General features: G+C 29.8%; 11 protein-coding genes. 7 read left to right on the top strand and 4 right to left on the bottom strand.

Annotated elements, in window-relative coordinates:
* Positions 1 to 2 precede the first annotated feature (2 nt).
* Together AACL07_RS03075 and AACL07_RS03070 are read left to right on the top strand one after the other, a co-directional pair.
* Positions 3 to 5,486 (top strand): ABC transporter permease, encoded by a 5,484-nt coding sequence (locus AACL07_RS03075; protein ID WP_338983203.1) that lies wholly within the window; start codon positions 3 to 5, stop codon positions 5,484 to 5,486.
* Positions 5,487 to 5,502: 16 nt separating this feature from the next.
* Complete coding sequence (locus AACL07_RS03070; protein WP_338983201.1) at positions 5,503 to 7,737, top strand: hypothetical protein; 2,235 nt, start codon at positions 5,503 to 5,505, stop codon at positions 7,735 to 7,737.
* Positions 7,738 to 7,765: 28 nt separating this feature from the next.
* Here AACL07_RS03070 and AACL07_RS03065 read toward each other — a convergent pair whose 3' ends face one another.
* Positions 7,766 to 9,445: a hypothetical protein gene (locus AACL07_RS03065; RefSeq protein ID WP_338983199.1), complete on the bottom strand. Its 1,680-nt coding sequence runs from the start codon at positions 9,443 to 9,445 to the stop codon at positions 7,766 to 7,768.
* Positions 9,446 to 9,528: 83 nt separating this feature from the next.
* On the opposite strand from AACL07_RS03065, the gene AACL07_RS03060 reads away from it, so the two are divergent.
* Positions 9,529 to 14,667 (top strand): ABC transporter permease, encoded by a 5,139-nt coding sequence (locus AACL07_RS03060; RefSeq protein WP_338983197.1) that lies wholly within the window; start codon positions 9,529 to 9,531, stop codon positions 14,665 to 14,667.
* A 156-nt stretch (positions 14,668 to 14,823) separates the two neighbouring features.
* Positions 14,824 to 19,887 (top strand): ABC transporter permease, encoded by a 5,064-nt coding sequence (locus AACL07_RS03055; RefSeq protein ID WP_338983195.1) that lies wholly within the window; start codon positions 14,824 to 14,826, stop codon positions 19,885 to 19,887.
* 108 nt (positions 19,888 to 19,995) lie between these two features.
* Here AACL07_RS03055 and AACL07_RS03050 read toward each other — a convergent pair whose 3' ends face one another.
* The 3 genes from AACL07_RS03050 to rpsD all read right to left on the bottom strand — a co-directional run bounded on the left by AACL07_RS03050 (position 19,996) and on the right by rpsD (position 21,382).
* Complete coding sequence (locus AACL07_RS03050; protein ID WP_338983194.1) at positions 19,996 to 20,157, bottom strand: hypothetical protein; 162 nt, start codon at positions 20,155 to 20,157, stop codon at positions 19,996 to 19,998.
* Positions 20,158 to 20,231: 74 nt separating this feature from the next.
* Complete coding sequence (locus AACL07_RS03045; protein ID WP_338983193.1) at positions 20,232 to 20,639, bottom strand: hypothetical protein; 408 nt, start codon at positions 20,637 to 20,639, stop codon at positions 20,232 to 20,234.
* A 125-nt stretch (positions 20,640 to 20,764) separates the two neighbouring features.
* Positions 20,765 to 21,382 carry a 30S ribosomal protein S4 gene (rpsD, locus tag AACL07_RS03040; RefSeq protein WP_338983192.1) on the bottom strand — a complete coding sequence of 206 codons (618 nt, stop codon included), beginning with the start codon at positions 21,380 to 21,382 and terminating at the stop codon, positions 20,765 to 20,767.
* A 224-nt stretch (positions 21,383 to 21,606) separates the two neighbouring features.
* Here rpsD and AACL07_RS03035 point away from each other — a divergent pair, with 224 nt between their 5' ends.
* The 3 genes from AACL07_RS03035 to AACL07_RS03025 are packed head-to-tail and all read left to right on the top strand — an operon-like array spanning position 21,607 to position 24,812.
* Positions 21,607 to 23,331: a septation ring formation regulator EzrA gene (locus AACL07_RS03035; protein WP_338983190.1), complete on the top strand. Its 1,725-nt coding sequence runs from the start codon at positions 21,607 to 21,609 to the stop codon at positions 23,329 to 23,331.
* Positions 23,332 to 23,335: 4 nt separating this feature from the next.
* Positions 23,336 to 24,523 (top strand): tRNA uracil 4-sulfurtransferase ThiI, encoded by a 1,188-nt coding sequence (thiI, locus tag AACL07_RS03030; RefSeq protein ID WP_338983188.1) that lies wholly within the window; start codon positions 23,336 to 23,338, stop codon positions 24,521 to 24,523.
* Entirely contained in the window at positions 24,513 to 24,812 is a 300-nt protein-coding gene (locus AACL07_RS03025) for a hypothetical protein (RefSeq protein WP_338983186.1), read from the top strand. Before thiI ends, AACL07_RS03025 begins: the two co-directional genes overlap by 11 nt.
* Positions 24,813 to 24,817: the final 5 nt, after the last annotated feature.

The raw sequence follows: 24,817 nt of genomic DNA, 5'->3' as shown, positions 1-24,817 counted from the left end.
ACATGAAAAGTTTCAGACTATTATTTAAGAACGGATTCAAACAACTATTTCAATTTAAATTTAGTCTTTTGGCTGTCTTAATTTTGTCTATGGTTGGATCACTTGTTATATCTACATCTGTGACTACTGTTAAAAAACTAAATAATGAATTTGAAACTGTTGTAAATAGTCAAGAAAAATTTTCAAACGTTTATGAGAATGAATCACTAGTTGGACAAAACAGTGATTTTTCTTTTTTACCCATACTTGATTTTGTTTCAAAAGAAAACTCAACAAGCGCATTTATAAACTTTGATGGAGAGGTTCAATCAAACTTTAATCTTGATCTAGTAAGTGAAGACACATTTATTGGACAATATTTCACAAGTGATGAATTCAAAAGTGTGTTCCCATTTTTGTTAACAATTTATAGTGTCGATAGAATCACAAAAACATATTTAATGACTCCACACACCAAGGTTCTCCCTTATTTAAATGGAACAATAACTAATAAATATTATAATTCTTGATACAAAGGTTACTATGACTTTTGGCTTGGAATTTTAACAGATAAGATAAAGTCACATTTCGATTCATATAAAGGTAGCGATATAGAAAACTCAACTTGATATACACTTGCAACTGATTTGTTTTTTAGAGAATTTGTAAATGGATTTGAAAAAAAACATTCTCAATTTGACGAAACTCTTATTGGTGAATTCACTAAAGAAAATAGTGGTTGATATAATGATTTTTCAAATAAAACATGAAGTCAAAACTTAAAAGACAATTCAAATAATGAATATTTTGAAATGTATAAATATACACACTTCACGCTTTCGACATTGATATCGCAAATTATGTATATGGCAGATGACGTGTTGGAAGTTTTTAGAAGCAATGCTAGTAATTATTCTGGTTGAGGAGGATATTATGATAGATCGAAGTATGCTCCATTTTATATCTATAAATATATCTTTGGTACAAAATCCTATGAAGAAATGTTTGTTGAAGAGTTTAGCAAACTCAATGAAGACACAAGTAATATTTGATTAACTATAAACATCGAAAACAGTGAAGAGACAATTCAAAAGTCTCCATATGAATGATCTGAATTTGAAACTATCAACGACAAACTTATTTTAAGTGAAGGTGAAATTAAAAACTTCAAAGAAGATAGTGGTTCAATTAAAACTTTGAATTATGCCCCACCAATAAAACAAGAAGATTTTGTTAAGGATTTTTTTACAGAAACATTAGTTGGCAACAAAGGTTTTAAAGGGCAGTTAAACCCAGTTATAACAATAAATAAAAATTCAGAAAATAAAGAAGAATATAAACCAACAGTAATTGCAAAAAATGATTTTAAATCATTGCAAGGAATTAGTGATGGAGTGTATTTCAACTGAGTGCAAAATAAAGATGTAAAACAATCAGATTTACTTTCTGCATTTTATCAGGCAGACAATCATGGTGATCTTGCATCAGGAATGTATGGAATTGATTTTGAAAGTCTTTACAAAAGTGTAGAGATGCTTGGACTAACTGATGTTGAATATCAACCAGTTAATTGAGAACTTGAACCGTACACAACAATATATGACAACCCATTAAACTACTACTATAAATTTCATTTAAATTTAGCAGCAGACATGGTTGATATGAATTTAACAATAAGAGATGAACTTGTTTATTCAGATGTTCTTGCAGGTAAAAAATATAGACTAATTACAATGGAGTCACTAAAGAATACGAATTTTGAATTACTTAGTGGAACCGCACCAAATAAAAGGGGTGAAGTTGCAGTAAGTGTTCAATATGCAAAATACAACAAAGTTGAAGTTGGTGATTTAATTAAAATCGGTAATGCTTATATGGGCGTTGTTGGAATAGCTGTTGACGCTTATTCATTCTATCCAACAGTTGACCCAATGATGCCTGTACCTAAACCAAAAACATCTGGAATTATGTATATGCAAGATGAAACTTTAAATGAAATATTTAAAGGGGACACATCACAAATGGATATGTCTAGTTATAAACAGTCTGTTTATATGTACGCAAAAGATAATAAACAAAAAAATGATTTCTTATATAACGCCAATTTATCAAATTCAAATTATTATCAAAATCATTTAAATCACACAGACCCTGATGGTAAAGATCAAATAGTTCCAATGAAAATGAAGACATTTGATGAAAGTGTAGAATCACTAAACTGAACTATTTATGGAATGTTTATAAAAATATTCACAACATCAATCACATCGGTATTGTTGTTAATAGTAGCTGCAATATTTATATTGTTATATCTTGTTATTAGAAAATCAATTGAGTTAAATATTGAAAAAATAGCAATCCTAATTTCAATTGGTTATAAGCCAATTGAAATAGCTGTAAGTTATCTATGATATGGAATTGTGATTTCTGTAATTGCTGTTCCTCTTGGATGAATTATTGGAACATTCCTTCAAATTCCAATTCAAAGATTGCTACAAGATTTCTTCACAATTGATTCATCACAAATTTTATTTAGTTGAGAAGCTGCATTGATTTCGTTTGCAGTAATTGGATTACTTGTGGGGGTGGTGTTAACGATGTTGATATCATGAATAAAAATGTCTAAACCATATATTGAATTGATAAATGAAAATAACATACCTTCAAAAAATGTGGTATTTACATTTATTAAAACAAAAATAATAAAAAACACAGGATTCAAAAGAAGACTTATATTTGATGTGGCTTCCAGTTCGTCAAGAAACTTAATACTGATGTCAGTGTTGATTCTTGTGTCATCATTTATGGTTTCTAATTTGATCTTCATTCCATCTGTAGCATTAACGACAAAGTCAAAATACCTAGAGAATGTTAAATACAAAAATGAATTTAAATTAAATGATCCAATTACAAACGACCCACAATCATCAAAAAATATTAATTTCTGAGAAGGGGTTGATGCAAATATTGATAGCATGACTGATATCAATTATGAAATCGGTAAAACTAAAGATACAAGAATAATCAATAGACCAAATGGTTATAATTCAATTTCAGCTAACTCATCTCTATTACCACAGCTCTTATATTCTCCTGGAGAACAAGGAATAAGAAGTTCATATGATGACATTGTAAATGACCCATCAGAGATGGTTTCAGTTGTATATGGAGCCATAACATATAACTTCCACGCTCCAAATGGTAAATCATTGTCAATTGGTATGTTTGACCAATTGATTACAGAAAATATGAACGAGAACAATGGTCTTTCAATGAAGGCAAAATCAAAGGATGCTGACAGAATTATAAGAACAATCGCTGGAGCGCTTCCATCGATATTAAAGATGGTAAAATTCCCTAACATGGATTTTGAAGACGGCGTTGATTGAAAAGAAGCATTGTTACGTTCTTTCACAACAAAAGCTCCATCTTATATCAAAGAATACATTGGTGTAAAAGAAAGACAATCAGCAATTAACTTTGGATTCAATACCGTAAATGTAGTACCAGGAAAAGACACACTTGGTACATCATTGACAGTTAATAGTGATTCAGGAAACTTAGATGTTGTTGGTGTTAATAACAACCAAACTGCTTTTGAAATTCCCAATAAAGCTTACGATAAACTTTATGGAAAAGATAAAGACGTTAACGATATTTACAAATATTTCAATGGTGAAATAAATGATATAAATGAAAAAAATAAATACTATGACAAAAATACAAACACATTAAACATTCCGATTGTTGTAAACCAAAATCAAAAAATTGTTAATGGTTTAAATGTTGGCGATGTTATTAATGGGGTTAATTCTAATAGTAAAAAATATGTATTAAATGCCGGAAATGCAAAAGACTTTGTAATTCCAAATGCCGCTTGAAAATATGATGATACTGACTTTTATCAATCAGATTATTTTAAAACCAACTTTGGAAAAGATGATACAAAAATATTAAATCCTAAAACATATACAAAAGATGCAGTAGGGCATGTATATAAAAATCCATTTACAATCGATCCAAATAAAACATCATATAAAAATCAATACTCACATGTGATTGATGGTAAAAAAGATGACTATTATGAAACACTTGACGCAAGAGAACCTCAGACTAGAAAACCTGTTACTTTAAATGATGGGGCATATATGTATGGTGATTTTGCATATGACTATGATGAAAATGGAAATACAAAAATCAATGCCTCTTATTTAAGGCCATATTACAACTACAGAAATTTTAAGTTGTTTATACCAACAACATTAATTGGTGATACTGCACAAGTTAATAAATTTGTAACAAACAATGGCGCTTTTGGTTCATCAAATGAAATGAAAAAATCTAATTGAATTGATGAAAATGGAAATGCAAAAACTATTAAAAGTCGCAGCGTACCAAAAGATACAATAAACGCATATGAAAAATCAAATGAAGAATTGGAAATAAATGACAATACTGAATGAGTAATGGTAAAACCATTTGACACCGATGTGTTTACAACCTATAGAGGTAATGAACAATACATGGATACATTTAGTAGTGCATATTCAATGAACTATTGATTAAAAGAAATGATGCAACGTAGTGATGGTGAATTGAATGGATTAACTGTCAAATCAACACCAAACAATGAATTAATTAAGCCAAATGTTAATTTCAAAGTTGTTGATATATTAGACACATATAGTGGTGTTGGAATAATCACTAACTCGGATTTATTAAACTTATTAATTTCAGTTGAAAATAACAAACAAACAATCTTTGATCACTCAAGGTTAGATAAAAATAATTGAGCAAAAAAAGATGAAGGGTTAGACCTTTATAACAAAAGAAAATTTGAAACATTAAACACAAATAATTGAGAATACGATGCGTATATTAAGGGTTCTCAAAATGATGTTTATGATTCACTTGTTAACACATATTCAAATACTGTATTTTCAAATGTAAAAGAACCACTACAAATAACAACTGGAGTTTCAATGCAAACAAAAGATGGTTCATCAACATTTGCAATGCATGAAGACTTTAATACATTAAGTATCGCTATAGAAAATGCACTGTTGTTAGATGAACAAAATGAAGTGATAGATCAAATATTTAAGTTAACAATGTTTATAGCAATTATATTTATTACGATTATTTTAATAATTGTAATAATAGTTATATTCATATCTTCAGATATTTATCTATCAAGATTGAGGATGTTCATTGTTTCACTTAAAGCATTTGGATATAGAAAACGAGAAATACAAATACTATTATTTTCAATTTCATTTATCCTAGTTCTGTTATCAACAACTGTTGGGTTTTTGATATCTTGAGGACTTGTAAGTGCAATTATTGGAACAATAATTTCATTTGGAATGGCAGTACCATTTGTGGTGTCACCATTAGTACCACTAATCGCATTTGGATTATTGATCCCGCTGTGAATAATTGGTTCAGTTATAATATCAAACAAAATATTGTTATTAAAACCAGTTGACGGTTTTAAACAAAGTTAAAAAAGGAGAAAATTTTATGTTTAAAAAAATAATTAGCTTACTATTTGTAATGGTTCTTGTTATATTTTCAACACTAACAGCAATTAGTTGTGCCACAACTAATTTATCTGAAGGTTATCAAAATCTTTATTTTAAACATGCTAAGATTGCTTCCTTTGCGGCTAGAACGGCAATATTAAATGATAGTAACGAATCAAAAGAAAGCGGTCATATGTCAATTGCACAAAAATACATGATTGATAAATATGGTCAAATGAAAATTGATGACACATTGGGTAAAGACTTTGTTATCAATCAAAATAAAGAATCAAAAATGAATGAACTATTTGAATCAACATTTGGAGACTCAAAATATACTTATGTTAAAAAACCAGAACCAGTAGAAAATCCAACGGGTGTAAGTGAGATAATTTCAAATGACACATCTGGATATTTTGCAGGAACAAAATCAATTGATGGTATTAGTAGATTAGTTGAAACACTATTAGATGTACTTACAGTTGGGTTTAGCCCAACTACACTTGCTACGGTAATAGATTTAGCAGGAGAAAGTATTGGTGGTACACTTGGAACACTGTTTGAATTGATTGAAGGAGATAAAGGAGAAAGTACATTAGAAGTAATTGATGATTACATAATGGACTATGTACCAACAACCGAAGCTAAAACCATAGCTGAAGTAAAGGCTGAGTTAAACTCCAACGAACAAACAATATCAAATATTGTTCAATATGTTAAATTTACAATCAAAGTAGGATATAACTACTTTGATAAATACCTAAAAAACAAATCACTATCATTTGAAAAATATTCAAATGAAACAAAATGAGTTGATGGAATTAGTGATAACAAAATAAATATTTCAAAACTTACAAATCTATTTAAATACCTTACAACTACTGACGTTAATCTACAAGTTGAAAGAAGGGTTGCAACAAATATTACAATATTACCAATTCTCACGATTCTTACACCAATGTTATTAACAAGTATAACTCCAATATTGGGTAAACTAGTTCACACGCTATTGGCTGATGTATCTGTAACTTGAAAATCGGAAGAAGCCATCTCGCTCGTTGATAGTGTGATTGAATTTGCAAAAAAAATATTCCTGTACTTAAATAATAAAGAGGATGGAAAAATTTTAAGCAATGCTGTAAAGAAGGAATTAAAAGTTGTTGTGCAACAAATAATTATCTTCTTAAATGGAACAACCGTTGATACATATGATGAGTTTGTTCTACCGATTCTTGAGGAGGTTGTTAAATTATTACCTAGTTCGATTTCTGGAGTAGTTGGGAGTGCAATAAAAACAAAAGATAGTCTAATTGGGTGATTGGGTGTGGCAAATAGTTTTTTATGAGGTTTGGTTATATCTGGACAAATCACAAAAGCAATTAAACCATTACTTGATGATATTGATTTAAACTCAATATATGAAATGATAATAGATGCCACAACGGCTGTATTTAGTTACCAGCCAATCAAAGAACTAATTACTGATGAAAAATTCTTAAATCAAGTAGGACCTGATGGGAATGAACTAAATTCAACAATGGCATTACTATCAATATTTAAATATTTATCTATTGAAAATATCGCAAAATTCTTAGAAGATAAATTTGAACCAGGTAAAAATGATATTACGTTCAACTTACAAAATGTTAAAGAATTAGTAATGCGAGTTGCATATTCAAAAGTTGAAATTGATTCAAATCCTGGAATTAACTTATCTGAATTTATTTCAAAAACTGAGGCATTAACTTTTGAAAATACAATTAAAGTTGTATATCCAAAACCAAATGAGACAGCTATTTCATATGAATACAACAATTCAAATCTACCAGCTAAAAATGCTAGAGCATATATTGCTTTAGGATTAAAATCATCAAGAACAAGTGTTCACACTGGTTCAGTTGGTGAAATGGCTATTGAATTATTTGGTGGAGAATCTGGTCCATTGTTATATTCAATATCAATGGCAATACAATCTGTATTAATAGAGATGCCAAAACAACGTGAAGAAGAATTAGATAAAAAATTCTTCAAACCTTTATATGACAATAAACTATGATCTATGGATAAACTAAGTGACTTTACAGCTAATCTTCCAATATTTGAAGAGGGTAAAGAAACTAAGTTTGATTACAACTTATATAGAAAACTACCCAATGGTAAAAACAAGACATATGTAATTACTTTAGTATTAGATGAAAACAACTATTGATCAATTGCAAAAATCACAAAATAAAAATGAATCTCAAGATTCATTTTTTTGATTATGTTTTAGATATTAATTCTAAACTTTCAATTTTGTATGGCTCACCATTAGAACCAGTAACTACTACATGGAATTTTCCTTTTTTGAAAACTTTAAATATGCCATTCTCATCTTTATCAGTTTCGTTATGTAAGTTTATTATCTTATCAAAGATAGGGTTAGTGAACGTTATGTCAAATTCTAATATTGAATCTTCATCTTGTTTGTCAAATCCACTATGAGAAATTTTATTTATTTTAAAATTTCTCTCATCAATTAGTGGGGTAAAGAATTCGCGTTCATGTTCTTTAGATTTGGAATCAAGAGTTTTAAAAATTTGCAAACCTTCGTTACTCATAAGATTTTTTAAAACACCACTGTCAAATATTAAATTTAATGAATTAAATAGTGTGCCAACTTCTTGGTTTGTGTTTTCTTCCGATTGACTCTCATAACCTGAAAAGTATGGGTTTTTATTTTTATCATATTCAAGACCTAAGATTTGACTTAATGTAATTGGCGTTCCAGAAGGACCAATAGTAGCCTTAATTGGATCTGAAAGTATAAATGCTAACGTTGCAGCTAACTGATTTTTTGCAATCGAACTTCTTTTGTCAGTTGCAAAAATTGTAATTTCATGCGCACTGTCTAAAGGTTTGAAAATGAATGTTAATAGGTTTATTATTCCATTTGTAAAATTTGGTGTAGCTATTTTTGAAGATAAAGGAGTATTATTATTTGATATGGTATTGTTAAACATTTGGCTTTTATCATCTTTACTGAAATCCAAAGTATCAACAAGATTTTTATTGAAATTACTTAAAGTATTGACATTTGTCATGTCTGCTAATTTGGCATCTAACGCTTCTGAATTCGATTCTAAGTAGTCTACCAACTCATGTATTGATGGTATATTTTTGTTACCTAAAGTAATTGTGAGTGTTGCATTTTTGTATGTACCATTGACTCCTAAATCATTCAAGAAGCCAGATAAAAATCCCTGAAGGAAAAGGTTAACAGCTATTCAAGCAACGGTCCCAACTGCTTTTTTAACACCTGCAAAAGGTATTTCTATTATTCCGTCACTCATATCTCAAAACGATGCCAATGCATCACTTAAAAAACCTCCAAATATGTGTTCTAACTTTATGCTGGCAATCGCAACAGAAAATGTATTACCTAATCCAAGAACATTTGATGCCATTCCCAAAATAGGAGATATACTATGAGCTAATTGAGGCTGAAAACCACCTTGACTAGCAAAAAGATTTAAAAGAATCCCTCCAAGTCCTGATATTGTACTTATTGTTGAAGGAGAGATTGTTCTTGCGCCATCTTGTAATATTTCACCCCTTGTTTCTACGCCACTTAAGTGAGCAATGTCTTTTGTATTTTCTGAATTAAATTGCAACGGGTTAGCAATGATATCTTTAACAGATCTTTCATCATTGATATCAAGACCGCTAATGGCATCATTTGCACTCATACCTGATAATCCACTTCATAGTGCACCGGTGTCTCTGTTGGCTATTGTGTGTGCAATTGCAGGACGTAATGCTGCGGTTACAACTTTAGATAAGTCATTAACTTTTCTATCAATACTTTTAGAAATACCATCAGTTAATGAACATGAAACAACTGTACCTGACGCAGACACAGTTAACGCAACGATTCCTAATATAGTAAGTAACTTTTTCATTTTAATGTGTTTATTATATATAATAAATCTAATAAATAATAACAATTAATTTGCTAGTAAAGACAGTAAAATGGAGATTATTAATGAGACCAAATATTTTTCTTTTGCTTAAGCAAGGTATAAAAGGTGTATTTAAATTTAAGATACAATTTGTAATTATTGTGATTCTTTCTTTCTTGGCGTCGCTTGTTTTAACGCTATCTATTTCAGTTGATTCAAGAATATCATCTGATCATAAAAAAACAATGAATAAGCTCGGTGATGTTGACTATGTTTGAAACTACAAAGTTGGAGCGAATGCAAGTGACTCAAGAATGTCATCAATTGTTCCTGTGTTTGATTTTGTTAATAATCAATATGTTGAAGCATATGACGGCAGTGGCGAAGAAGTGCTAATCAAAAACGTAATTAGCGAATACAACGTAAATACTTCTGGTTTCGAAGGGGAAGGGTTCGAAGGGATTAAAGGTTTTGATGAAACTTTCATTACAAAATCATTTGAAAGTAAAGAATTCAACAAAGCTTTTACAAAACTTAAAACAAAAGATACATTGGCATTAAAATCTGAGTTGATCAGAGTTTCAACATTGAGTTTTACATCTGGAGACTATAAAAATAATTCCTTCGCATATATTTCTGAATTATACAATGTCCTTAGAGAACAAATAAATATTAATTTTGTGGAAGACTATTTTGATAATGTGAAGGAATATGCACTTGAATCTACTGTTTTCAAATTTATTACAGAAAACAAAATAGAACAAACTGAAATTGATTTGAATAATAAAAATCAAACACCAAGCACTGAGGCTACAATGTTAAATAATTACATTGATGTTATGACTGCTTCTTTATTGAGTGAGGTATTGGTTTGAACAAATAAAGCGTTAGACTATGGTATGACATTATCGGGTGAAATATACGAATTTATATTTGGTATTAAAGCCACTGCAAACACGTCTAAAAATAATAATTTTGTTGTTGCTGAAGATCCATGAACTTGAGAACAAAAAATAGATATTAGCAACAAAGGTATATTAGAAACTTTTGCCGAAGAGGAAAAAGATCAATTTATACTACAAGATGAAATGTGACAAGAACAATTAAAAACTTATGGTTTGCGTGGGGCATTATCTTTTGTTGCAATCAGTTCAAATTCAACTGGAGCTAAACTAAATGTTTCAGTGGTAAATGAACCAACAAGATTAAAGATGTATGAAATGGTTGATGGGACTTCGCTGAGACAAGCTGGTCTTACTGAAAGTATTTTTAATAGTTCAGGAATAAGAAACACATCACAGAATTTTGGAATATATTCAGAACACAGTGGAAATCTAGATTGAAAAAATAATAAAGAAAAAGGGTACCAAAGACAAATTGAAAATGTGTTTGTTTTAAGACAACAAATACTTGCAAAATCATTTGGATTTGAATATGCACCTAGAATTGAACAAGAATTCAAAGATCAAATATCAGATATTAATTTTAGAATGGTATCTCTAACGGACAATTGATTAGATAAGGTTACTTTATATTCTGGTTTAATGCCAAAGGCGTCTAATGAAATTTTGATTTCATCAGGGTTTGCAAATTCTAATGGAATCAATGTTGGACAAAGAATCGATATTGGTGGTGGGCATTTTGTAATTTCTGGTATTGCATCTGATGCATTAACTTATTATCCAATTGCTAGTTTGGATGTACCATTGCCAAATAACAGAAAGTCTGCAATTGTATATGGTAAACCTGACACATTATCTAGAACAGGTGATAATGACTATGGTTCAATGATTGATACGAGATTATTTGGATTGTACAATTGAACAGGTGAGGGTAATAAAGAAGAACAAATTAATAAACTAAAATTATCAATGTTCGCAGGTGCTCTAACTATTAGACAAAACCACGATGCCTTAGCTGGGAATACTAAAAAAGAAAAATTTGTTTGATCATATGATATTGTCGATAGAGAAAGTTCAGTATTCAATTTGAACTGAACAATGACTCCGCTATTAATGATGATTTATGAAATTGTCGCACTCTCGCTCGCACTTCTTATTTTAGTGATTACAATAATCACAATGGTTATTGCAATCAAAAAAACAATAGAACTAAATGCGAAAGAGCTAGGTATTTTAAAAGCATTAGGAGTGAGTTCTTCACAACTTGCGTATAGTTATATTTCATATTCATTAATAGTTATGTTTATAACAGTTCCACTTGGTTGAATTCTTGCAAGTTTCTTACAAGAGTTTATGTCTATATTATTTCTAAACTATTCATCAGGATCTAGATGATTGTTTGTTTTTGATCCGAAAGCTATTGCATTGGGAGTATTAGCATTTGGTGTTCTAACGTTAGTTATTTCATATTTAACAGCGTACTTCATATGTAAAAAACCTGTTAACAAGATACTTACAATGAACGCTTCAAAAGAAACAAAATCAAATAAATTCATTGATTGAATTAACGGAACATTCTTTAAAAAATTTGGATTCGGAGTTAGATTCAGTATTGGGTTGGCATCATCTGGATTTAAGAAATCTTTAATAATATTAACTACAGTATTTTTCTCAGGGTTATTTATTTCAACACTGATTGCCATACCTGCAACAGCAACCGGTGTAAGTGATAAATACTTTGAATACACAAATTATAAAAATGAATTTAAATCAACAAAACCAATTTACAATGCACCATTAGGTAAAATTTCAGCATCAGCTACACTTGGTGTAGATGAATATGATGATTTTCTAGTTGATGCAAACGGTAAATTTGGAGACAAGATAGATAACTTCTACACCTCTAATACAACTGCTGGTGCACAAGTAGAATCATCTGTCGTGCCGCATGTGTATTTAAATGATAACAATAATAGAGAATTTAACGCTGGGTGAGTGTATGATGTTCTAGCTAATGGATTGCCAGGAAACACTGAACAAGTACCGTTGCTATCACCATTATTGTCTGTAGCTGCAAACAACCTAGCTGAAACTGGAGGTAAACTATTTTCAATAGTGGACTTCCAAAGAATATTAGAATGAACACTTCATAAAAAACCAAATAATTATGAAATTTTAAGTGATGCGTTTGAAGATAAGAAACAAAAAATTAATGAAGTTACAAGTTTACTAAATGGAGTTGTACCTCGAATATTGACTATGTTAGTTCCGGATGCGGCAGCAGCTGGAGGAGATAGTTGAAAAGAACAAATAATTAGTGTTCTATTGGGTACTGCTCCGAACTTTATAAAAGGTTATGTAAATAAATCAGATAACCGAGTTAACCAATTCGGATTTGGGTGATCTACTTGAAGTTATGTTCCCGGAAAGGATACTTTTGTGACTAGAGTTTCTGCAAACTCTGATAGAGGAAATGTTAACTTTATTGGTTTACCAACTGACCAATCTGCATTTGAAATTGGAGATGATAATGCATTCCAAGTTGATGATATTAATTATCAAAAATTAGAAAATATGATCTTTTCGTCAAATCTAAATGAAAATGAAAAAGATATTGTTTTAAATAATGGACACAAACTATATGACAGTGCAACAAAAACATTAGACATTCCAGCTTCATTTAACCACCAAGCAAACATTACGTATAAAAAAGGTGAGTTAAATAATTTATCAACTGAAATCCAAGCTTGAACATTAGACAATGAAAACATAGTTGTCCCACAACAAGCTTGATTGTATGATGATACAAATTTCCAAAGAGATTTTAATAAAGATGTATTGAATGAAAGGTTTGTCCAACAAAGCAAAGACAATAGTAAATATTGATTACCTGTTGATATGTTGAATAAGTCAAAATTAACGTATGCTCCAATATGGAACGAAGATGATTCGTTGGCTGCTAACGCTTTTGGATTTGGTGAATTCTACCAAACTAAAACTGAAAATGAATTTGAATGAAATACAAGAATGAGACCATATTATTCATATGATGATATTTATTTGGTATTGCCTGAAAAATTTGCAAAAGAGCATCTAGACATAGCATATAATTCTGCAGCACCTAATGATCCAAAAAATTGAACAAAAGATCTAACAAGTGAAGAGTTGCCAATAGCAACAGTTAATGCATGAAAAAATGCTGGATTATCTGATGCTGAGGTTAAAAACTTTGTTGGGTTCAAACCGTATTCATTGAAATATAATAAGGGATATGTTCCTCCTAAAACCAACTTTGTAGATGGACAACTTGACCAATTGACAAGTGGATATGTTAATTGATACATTGCATTACAACACTCAAAAAATCCAATGGTAATGAAATTAGCAAATCAAGAATTTAAATATGATAAATTCTTGACAAATACATTTGGAACTTCAGCAATTGAAAATGTTAATGTAACAAAAACAGACACACTAAATACATATGGTGAAAACACTATTATTATTGACCAACGATTAGCTAATATAATTAGTGGTCAAATAAATTCATATTACGTGCCATACAATTATGAAGTTGATGACCTATCAACTGCGACACCATTAATGAATGGAACAATTGACACTGGTGTAAAAATGTACGAACAAGTAAGTGCAATAGATAATCTAAATAGACCATTAGAACAACAAACTCTAATGGTGGATGGGCAATATGCAAAACCTGTCAATAGAAGTTTCACTGGATTACTTTCAAACATTGAAGAACCGCAAACAATTACAACACAAGTAAGCTTTGGAGAATACACAAAGTATGGTTCTAAAACAATTGGTGGAGCAGAAATGAGTGGTTCTAACCTTGATGGACTAGATATGGTCTTATTAAGTGAAATGAGAGCCCTTATGAGTACAACATCTATAGTTATTGCATCAATTACTGCAATTATGATTGCGGCAGTTATTATAGTGTCTACATTGTCTACGATTCTTGTTTCAGATTTATTTGTTCAACAATATAAAAGATTTATGGTTGTTATGAAATCAATGGGTTATACAAACTGACAAATAATTTCGTACACAATGGGACCAACATTTATTGCATCATTTATTATGTTCTGTATAGCTGGTTTCTTAGGAAACTTTGCACTATACATAACGGTGTATTTAATTAGTACATTTGGATTTGCAATTCCATATGCAATAATTTGGTGATCTCCAGTTGCTGCATTCATATTGGTTATTGGTGCATTGATTTTCTCTTTCTGAATTTCGACAATTGAAATTAGAAAGACGTCACCAAGTAAAGCCATGAGCGTTACTGAATAATTATTAATAATATAAAAATATATTAAAACAATCGCTTAAAAGGCGATTTTTTATTACGACCAATATTGGAAATCAATACTTTCAAATAACTTTAGAAAGTATTGCTTTTTTTTTTTTTTTGTCCAAAATATATCTAAAATATAAGGACTCAACCCAATGAAATCAAACATTTTTTTAATGTTTAAACAAGGTATAAAAGGTGTATTTAAATTTAAAATACAGTTTTCAATAATAGTTATTCTTTCGTTTTTGGCTTCACTTGTTTTGACGTTATCGATTTCTGTTGAAAATAGAATTACAACAGACCATAAAAAAACAATGAACAAACTAGGGGATGTTGACTACGTTTGAGATTATAAAGTTGGTTCTGGTACATCGACTGATTCAAAGACTTCAGCATTAGTGCCTGTGATGGATTTTGTGAATTATCAATTTGTAGATATATTTGATGATAAAGAAGATGCCAAAGTCAAAGATGTAATAAGTGAATACAATGTTAATGTTTCTAGTTTTGAAAACATTGAAGGATTTGAAGAAACTTTTATAACAAAATCATTTGCAAAAGAAGTGTTTGAAAAAGAATTCTCCAAAGCAGTAAAAATTAAAAATGAATTAAAATTAATTGTTGATCGTAGTTATTCGTCTGCGGATTTTTTAGCATCAAAAATGAGACCCTTATATACTGTGTTTCAAACAGAGATTTATGAAAATTTTAAAGTTGATTTTTTTGAAACGCCAAAAGACTATGTAAAAAATACAACCGCATACAAATTCATTAATCAAAAAAACATATTAGTAAATCAAATTAATAGACAAAGAATCAATGAAACAAGTGATTCAAAAATGCTATTAGATTATTTAGATGTAATGATTTCATCAGTTTTAAGTGAAGTATTAAATTGAGCATACAAAGCTGATGGATTTGGAATTGCGGATTCTGAAACATATGAATTTATTTTTGGGTTGAACTACAACAAAACTACAAGTAGTAATTTTGTTGTAGGTGAATCTGAGGATAACAATTGGATATGGGAACAAAAAATAAACACAAACTCAACTACAACACCAAATACAAAAAGATTAGGTTCAAATTGAAAAGATGAATTAATGAAAAATGGATTACGAGGATCATTATCATTTGTGGGAATTAATGAAGAAACTGAAAAAGGTTTTGTTATCAACGAACCAACAAAATTAAAAATGTTTGAAGTTTTAAACGAGGGTGAGATTGGAAGAGGTTTGTCAGAGAGTATGTTTGCAAATGCTACGTTAGATATAAGCAACTCTGACTTAAGCAAATATAAAGCAACATCAAACTATGGCGTTGTCTATGATGATTATCAAAGACAAATTGAAAAAGTGTTTGTGCTTAGACAAAAATTTATAGCAAATGCATTCAATTTTGATTATCTTGCAAGAGTAGAGCAAGAATATAGAGACCAAATATTGGATATTAATTTTAGAATGGTAGTTTTAAATGATGATTGATGAAATAAGGTCACATTGTATTCTGGTTTAAAACCCAAAGCATCTAATGAGATATTGGTGTCATCAGGATTTGCAAATGCCAATGGCATAAAAGTAGGTCAGAGAATAGATATTGGTGGTGCAAACTTTGTAATATCTGGTATTGCATCTGACGCACTGACTTATTATCCGATCTCTAATTTAGAAATACCATTACCAAACAATAAAGATTCAGCAATTATATATGCAAGACCAAAAACTCTAAAACAAGTAGCCACTGGTCAATATGAGAAATTAGTTGATACTAGAATTTTTGGAATATATCAAGCAAATAAAAATTCAGTTGAAAAAGAAAAAGACTTTGAAAAATTAAAACTATCAATGTTTGCCGGGTCAACTACAATTAGACAAAATCATTTGGCACTAAATGGAACTATGCCGATAGATGATAATTTCATTTGGTCATATAATATCCAAGATATTGAAAGTTCTGTATTCAATTGGAACTGACGTGCAGTTCCATTGTTTATGACGGTATATAAAACAGTTTCATACACATTGGCTGCAATCATCTTAGCAATTACACTAATAACTATTATCATTGCAATTAAAAAAACAATTGAGTTGAACACGAAAGAACTTGGTATTTTAAAAGCAATGGGGGAAAGCGCATCTAGTTTATCTTTTGGATACATATCGTATGCATTGATTGTTATGTTTATAACTGTGCCTTTGGGATGAATCGCTGGGAGTTTTTTACAAGAACTCATATCAACATTGTTTTTGAACTACTCGTCAGGACCAACATGATTCTTCTTATTTGATCCAGTGGCAATTGGATTGGGTATGTTAGTATTTGGTGTTGCCACATTACTGGTTTCGTATTTCACAGCGTACTTCATTTGTAAAAAACCAACACTAAAAATATTTTCACTAAATGCCACAAAGGGAATTAAGTCAAGCAAAATAATTAATTGAATTAACAAAAGACTATTTGTAAAAATGAATTTCGGTTTTAGATTTAGTATGAATTTATTGTCATCTGGATTTAAAAAATCACTAATAATTTTGGCTACTGTATTTACATCTGGGTTGATTGTATCAACACTGATATCGATACCAGCCACAGCTACAGGGGTAAATGAAAGCTTCTTCAACTATACAAATTATAAAAATGAACATCGAACAACAAAACCCTTATACAATGCACCGAACGGAAAAATGACTTTTTCAGTTACTCCTGGTATTGATGAATATGATCAATATCTATCAGATGCCAATGGTTTATTTAACGGTAAAATTGATAACTTTTATAAATCAAATACTGTCGCAGGACCTCAGTTAGAGTCATCATTAATTCCTCATTTATTTTTGAATAAATCTACAACAAAGAACAACAAGTTAGAAGGTCAATGGACATATTCAAGATTTGCAGAAAATAAGGAAAGTGAAACAGGAGATGATGCGTTGCTCTCAGCAATTGTTGCAATCTCTGCAAACAACCTTGGAGACATGGGTGGGAAAGTATTTTCAATTGTTGACTTCCAACGTGTAATTGAATGAATACTACATGAAAAATACAATGGAACAGCTGAAGAAGCAATAACTTCTAAAACAAAACAAATTGACAGAATTTCAAGTTTACTTAATACTGTAATTCCTCAATTAATGAACATACTGATTCCAGATGGATCATCTTCTGGTAACGGAACGTGAAAAGAGCAAGTTGTATCAGTGCTTCTTGGAACAGCTCCAAACTTTATTAAAAGTTATGTAAACAAATCAGAAAACAGAATTAACCAATTTTCATTTGGGTGATCAAATTGAAATGTTGTACCAAGTACTGATACTTTGGTTACAAATGTAAGTGTTGCTCCAAATAGTGGTACAAAAAATGTAAATTTAATTGGTATACCAAAAGACCAAAAAGCATTTGATTTAGCTGGTGAAGAATCATTTCTATTAGATGATGAAATATATTCTAAGCTTGAAAATTTATTGTTTGGAGATATTGCGGTCAATGAAGACATAGAACTTAAACCAGGATTTAAGTTATTTGACAAAGAAACTGGTACTTTGAATATTCCAGCTTCATTTAACAAACAATCTAATATAGTTAACCAAGCCGGAAAAATCAAAGACATTTCAACCAAGATAGAGGGTTGAACTCTAGAAAATGGTAAGTCAATGGTTCCAAAACTTGCTTGATTATATGATGACAACAACTTTCAAACTAAATACAATGAGTATAGAGATGAAGAAAAGTTCCTATTAAAATCAAACTTAAATGAAAAAAATCACTATTGATTACCAGCTGATATGTTAAATAGATCAAAATTAACATATGCACCTATTTGAGAAGAGCAAGATGTACAAGAATTATTTTATGAATCAGAGCTATCAAAAGACGCTTTTGGATTTAATGAACTATTTCAAACAAAGGATGGTGGTTGAAAACCAAGAATGAGACCATATTACTCATATGAAGATGTTTATTTAATACTTCCACAAAGATATGAAGAATCTCATCTAAACGTTGCAAATGAGGCTAATTTTGATTCATCAGACCCAAACAAGTGATCGACACGCATGCCTTATGAAGAGGTTCCCCTTGAAACAAGTCAAGGATGAATAGATTCTGGAATTGATGAGAAAGAATTGAAAGACAAAGGTTATATCGCAATCAAACCTTATTCATTAAAATACAATGAAAAATATGAATCTCCAAAGGTTAACTTTGTTGATGGGCAACTTGAAAATTTAACTGCAGGATTTGTTAATTGATATATTGCACTTGGATATTCAACAAATCCAGACACAATGAAATTAGACACAAATACATATGAATATGAAAAGATGTTGGGTACATTTCAAAAACCTATAAAACAAATAAACATAATTAAAACAGATACTGTATCAACTTATGGAAGTGAATCTATTCTAATTGACCAAAGATTAGCCAACTTAATTTCTGGATATAATAATACATTTACTGTTCCATACAATTATGTAATTGATGATGAAACAACAAAAACAGAATTGATTCCAGGATATGGACTATATCAATATGATCACTTTAGCCCAAATGAAAATATTGATAGAAGTATTGAAGACCAAAAATTTCAAATTAACGGCATACCAATTGAACCAATAAATAGAACATTTAATGGATTGCTATCAAATGTTGAAGAACCTCAAACAATCACAACTCAAGTGAGCTTTGGTGAAGAGGTTAAGTATGGTGCAAAAACACCTGGAGCAAACGAAGTTTGATCTGCAATGCCACTTGATGGTTTGGATATGACACCAATAAGTCAAATCCAAACATTGCTAAATACTACATCTATTGTTATTGCTTCGATCACTACAATATTAATTGCTTCGGTTATAGTTGTGTCAACTTTATCAACAATTTTAGTATCGGATTTATTTGTTCAACAATATAAACGATTTATGGTAATTATGAAATCTATGGGATATACAAACTTTCAAGTAACACTATATACAATAGGGCCAACATTTGTTTGATCTGTAATTCTATTTTGTATATCAACCGTTATTGGAAACTTACTATTATGGTGAGCAATATATCTAATAAGTGTTTATGGATTTGCAATACCTTATGTAGTAATCTGATGATCTCCGATCGCTGCATTTATACTTATTGTTGGTTCGCTAATTCTTTCATTTTGAATTTCAACAATTGAAATAAGAAGGATGTCACCAAGCAGGGCATTGGTAGTAAATACTTAACAACAAAATAAACCTCAGGGTTTATTTTTTTATATAAAAAAATCACCAACGTATGCTGGTGCCTCTAGTTCTAAAATTATGTAATTTATTTTTGTATTAAGCAATGAATTATATTAGGCCATTAGCTTTCAAAACTCGTTCTAATTCAGTTAGTCTCATTTTTGTATCCTGAAGTTCTTCTTTGGTACCTTGAAGTTCTGATTTAGTCACTTTAAGTTTTGCATCAGTTTCCGCAAGCATTTCTGAACATTTTTTTGTAAAAATTGGCATGATGATTTCCTCTAACAACTTGGCTGATAATTTGTTTACGGATTTATTATGTTTTTTATTATTAAGTCAATGAATTATATTAGGCCATTAGCTTTCAAAACTCGTTCTAATTCGGTTAATCTCATTTTTGTATCCTGAAGCTCTTCTTTGGTACCTTGAAGCTCCACTTTAGTCACTTGAAGCTCTTCTTTAGTACCTTGAAGCTCAACATTAGTTTCCGCAAGCATTTCTGAACATTTTTTTGTAAAAATTGGCATGATGATTTCCTCTAACAACTTGGCTGATAATTTGTTTACGGATTTATTATATCTTTTTTTACCTTCACTTCCAGTGTTGGTATCTTGTCCATATCTTTGATTAAAGTAGTGATCCATATCTGTAAAAATATTTTCAAAGTTGCTTTCAATTGAATTTACAATAATTTCATCTTTATCATCTATTGATGAATCAATTTTTATAGTTATCTTTTTTAGGTGTTTCATTTTTATTCCTCCACATTCTACAACGTCACAATATAAAAATTAACTCGCCTAAATTTAATAAAATAGTAAATTGAAAAACACCAGCGTATGCCGGTGTTTATAGTTATTAAATTATTCTGGTTTAATTACTTAATTAAACGGTTGTATCATTCAACAATTAATGCTTCATTGATTTCTTGGTTTAATTCGCTTCTTTCTGGAAGTGATTTAAATTTACCAGCCATTTTAGTTTTATCGAATTCAACAAATTTTACTGTTGAAACATTAGCTCCAAGTGCTTCTTTCATTTTTACACTTTTGATTGATTTCTCTCTAACTGAGATTTTATCTCCAACAGTTAAAATGTGAGAAGGGATATCTAATTTTTTACCATTAACAAGGATATGTCCGTGAGCAACAATTTGTCTTGCTCCTTGACGAGTCATTGCTAATCCCATTCTGTAAACTATGTTATCTAAACGACTTTCTAATCTTTGTAAGAAAGCTGTACCAATAACACCTTTTTCTTTTTTAGCTTTGATGTATGTGTTTCTGAATTGTCTTTCAGTAATCCCATACATAAATCTTAATTTTTGTTTTTCGTGTAATTGAGTTCCATATTCTGAAAGCTTAACTCTACGTGCTCCATGTTGTCCTGGAGCTGTAGTTCTTTTTTTACCTTTTGAAAACTCTTTACCATCTTCTCTAATTGAGAAACCGTAACGTCTAGCTTTCTTAAAGGTAGATCCTGTAAATCTTGACATGATTTATCTCCTTATTTTATTTCCTAAGAAAAACCTAGATACTTCAACACTCTAATCGAGGAAGTGTAGTGTTCACCTTTACTGCAAAGGTTACGACTATCTATTTCACTAACTAAGAACTCAACTATGTGAGAATGCAGATATCGAAATTTAACTTAAAAATATTATAGCAAAAAATAATTTTATATTTTTAATATATATAATTAATGTAATAAGGGGGCCACATGAATAATTGATCAATCGGACAAATAATTGGCTTCTCTGCATTCATTATTTTCGCCATTGCAACATTAATATTTTTGCTACTTTTAATTGGTAGTCGATACATTTTAAAAACCCAAGCTCATTGTTTAAAGGAACTTACAATTATTCATAAAAACCCGGTTAAGCACAAATTACAACGTATTCAAGATATCTCATTAAAAACTGCCACGTTTCTAAATGAACTAGATATTTGATGATCAAATTACGAACATCTATTAATGAATGAACTAAATGGAACAATCGTTGATTTAAATGAGTTTTCAAAAGAAAGAAAAAACTTAATACCAACACCAAACAATATTAAAAAAATAAAATTGTACAAATCACAAATTGAAGATATCAAATCAAAAATGTACATCATGCAAAAAGAAGTAGAAAATGCTTTGATGGTCGAAGACCTACAAAGAACATCTATTACTTTTTATAAAATAATTTTTGAAGATATCAGAAAAAACATCGATATATTATTAACTGCATACCCAGAGTTAAATAGTGATGGAGCAAATCAAATCCTTTCTAGAATTGATGTTTTGTTTTTAACATTCAATTCAAAGCTTACAGCTGGATTATTTGAAGGTAGTTTAGAAACGCTTTCACAAATTAGAGAGTCACAAATTTATATGATAGAACTAATTGACTTAGTTCCATATTTATTAACTCGTATAAATACTAAGATCCCAAACCATATTGAAGAGTTGCGTGAAAAGTATGCTTCACATATGAATGCAAAAAATGCACATCATTCAAAAAACTCACAAGCATTCAGTGACCTAGAAAAAAAAGTAAATCAAAAATCAAAAGAAGTAAAAGAGCTGGTTAGTGCTTGAAATATGAAAAAGGGTTTAAAAGAACTTGAATCAATTTTTAAATTATTTAATGAGTTCAATGGATCAATTGTTACAGAAGATAAATTGAAGGATTACTTCATTGAAAATATAGATACAATTAGAGAGATAATTAAAACAGTTGAAAGTTCAGTTACAGCAATCGATAAGGGGTTCTCTAATGTTGAATCAATTAATAAAGTTCCAACTTTAGAAAAGAAAGAATTTGACAGAGCAAAATCAAACTTTAATTCATCAAGAACAAAATTACAAAGTAATTTTTCTGATTGAGATTATTTCATCTCAAGAAAGCATACTGCAGATATAAAAGTCATAAAAGATAAACTAGTTAAAGAGTTGGGAACAATCTTAACTTCAATTGATAACTTTGAAAATTCATCAAGAATTATTGAAAAGTCTTTATCAACAAAAGATAAGTACATTTCTAAAATTGGATTTATCAGAACTCTGTTAGATCAAATTGATAATAAAATTTCAGTTAACAAACACATGACAGAATTAGAGCCATTAAAACAAAAGTGTTTAGAGATTAATGCTGACTTAGAAAACTTTATAAACACAAGACAATCAGAATTTGAAAACAAATCCTCAAGAGAACAATTACTTGAAGAGATATCAAAAATTGAAAACGATACATGAGATCTAGAACGTAGTTTAAAAGATTACATTTTTGCGGACTTCATTTCTCAAGAACTATTAATGTATCTTGAAAAATTCTCAACATCAAACTTCCAAATTGATCATGCATTAATCAACTTAGAAGAAATGTACAAAAATAGAGAAATGGATAAACTAATTCCTGAACTATTAAATATTTTGGATGCGCTAAGGAAAAGATAAAACAATGAAAAGTATTTTAGTTAGATATGGTGAATTAACTCTAAAAGGAAACAATAGAGATATATTCATTGATAAATTAAATAAGAATATTAAATTTAAACTTAAGCCGTTTAAATCTTTTTTTGAATACAAAAAAGATAGAAATAGTTTAGAACTAGAATTACTTGATGAAAATTATATTGAACCAATATTAAAAGAACTAAAAGATGTGTTCGGAATTTATTCACTATCTATAGCTGATCGTGTTGAAAAAGACCCGAAGCTAATAATTAAAAAAGTACTAGAAATTGCTCCAACACTTTCTGGGCATTCATTTAAAGTTGAGGTCTTGAGAAAAGATAAATCATTCCCAGTTAGATCAGATGAATTCAAAAGAGAGATTGCAACTGAGATATTAAAATCAATTCCAAACATAACAGTTGATGTTAAGACTCCTCAGAAACTTGTAAGTGTACTTATTAAAAATAACTACACTTACATATTCATTGACAGAATTGATGGTCTAAAAGGTTTACCGGTTGGAACATCAGGAAAAGGGCTTTCTTTAATTAGTGGTGGAATTGATTCACCAGTGGCTAGTTATCTATCGTTGAAGCGTGGAATGAAAGTTGATTACTTACACTTCATGACGCCACCTCATACGACACCAGAAGCTGTTCTAAAGGTTTTTGATCTAATCAAAACAACAGCAAAATATAATATGAGAGATTTCAACTTTTATGTTTGCGACTTTTCAATGTTGTTAAAAGAGCTGATGCACATGAAAGATGATTCTTATAGAATCACTATCATGAGACGTGTGTTTCTTAAAATTGCAAATAAGCTTGCAGACAAAATAGATGCACAAGCAATTATTACTGGTGATGCACTTGGACAAGTGGCGTCACAAACAATTGAATCAATGAATGTTATTGGATCAGTTTCTGAGAGACAAATTATTAGACCACTTGTTACATACGACAAAGAAGAGATAATTAAAATATCAGAAAAAATTGGAGCATATGAAATTTCAATATTACCATTTGACGATGTGTGTTCAATCTATGTTCCAGACAAACCAGTAATCAAACCAACATTAAAAAAAGCACTAGAACAAGAAAATGAATTAATGTTGGATGTAATGATTGATAAAACTGTTAATGACTCAATTAAAAAATATTATCTTAAGGATGGTGAATGAGTTGAAAGCTAAAAAACAAAAAAACATCGTTGGTGTTATTGACGGAATTGAAATTAGTAAACGTCATGAATTTGAAGAAGTAGAAGAAACAGTTGAAAAGATAAATACACCGTATTTAAAAATTAATACAAAGAAATCTACAAACATTAACAGGATTGAAATAAATAAAATCAATACTCAAAAGAAAAGAAAGAAAAGATTTATTGAAAAGATAAATGTATTTGCATTAATGATCGGTATTGTTATTTTCATAACAATAGTCGTGTTTGTTTCATATATTTTATTTGTACTTATTATCTAAAACAG

The sequence above is a fragment of the Spiroplasma endosymbiont of Othius punctulatus genome (assembly GCF_964019505.1).
Classification (GTDB): Bacteria; Bacillota_I; Bacilli_A; order Mycoplasmatales; family Mycoplasmataceae; genus TIUS-1.
Note: the sequence above shows the minus strand (reverse complement) of the source record. Positions and strands in the feature narration are given on the sequence as shown.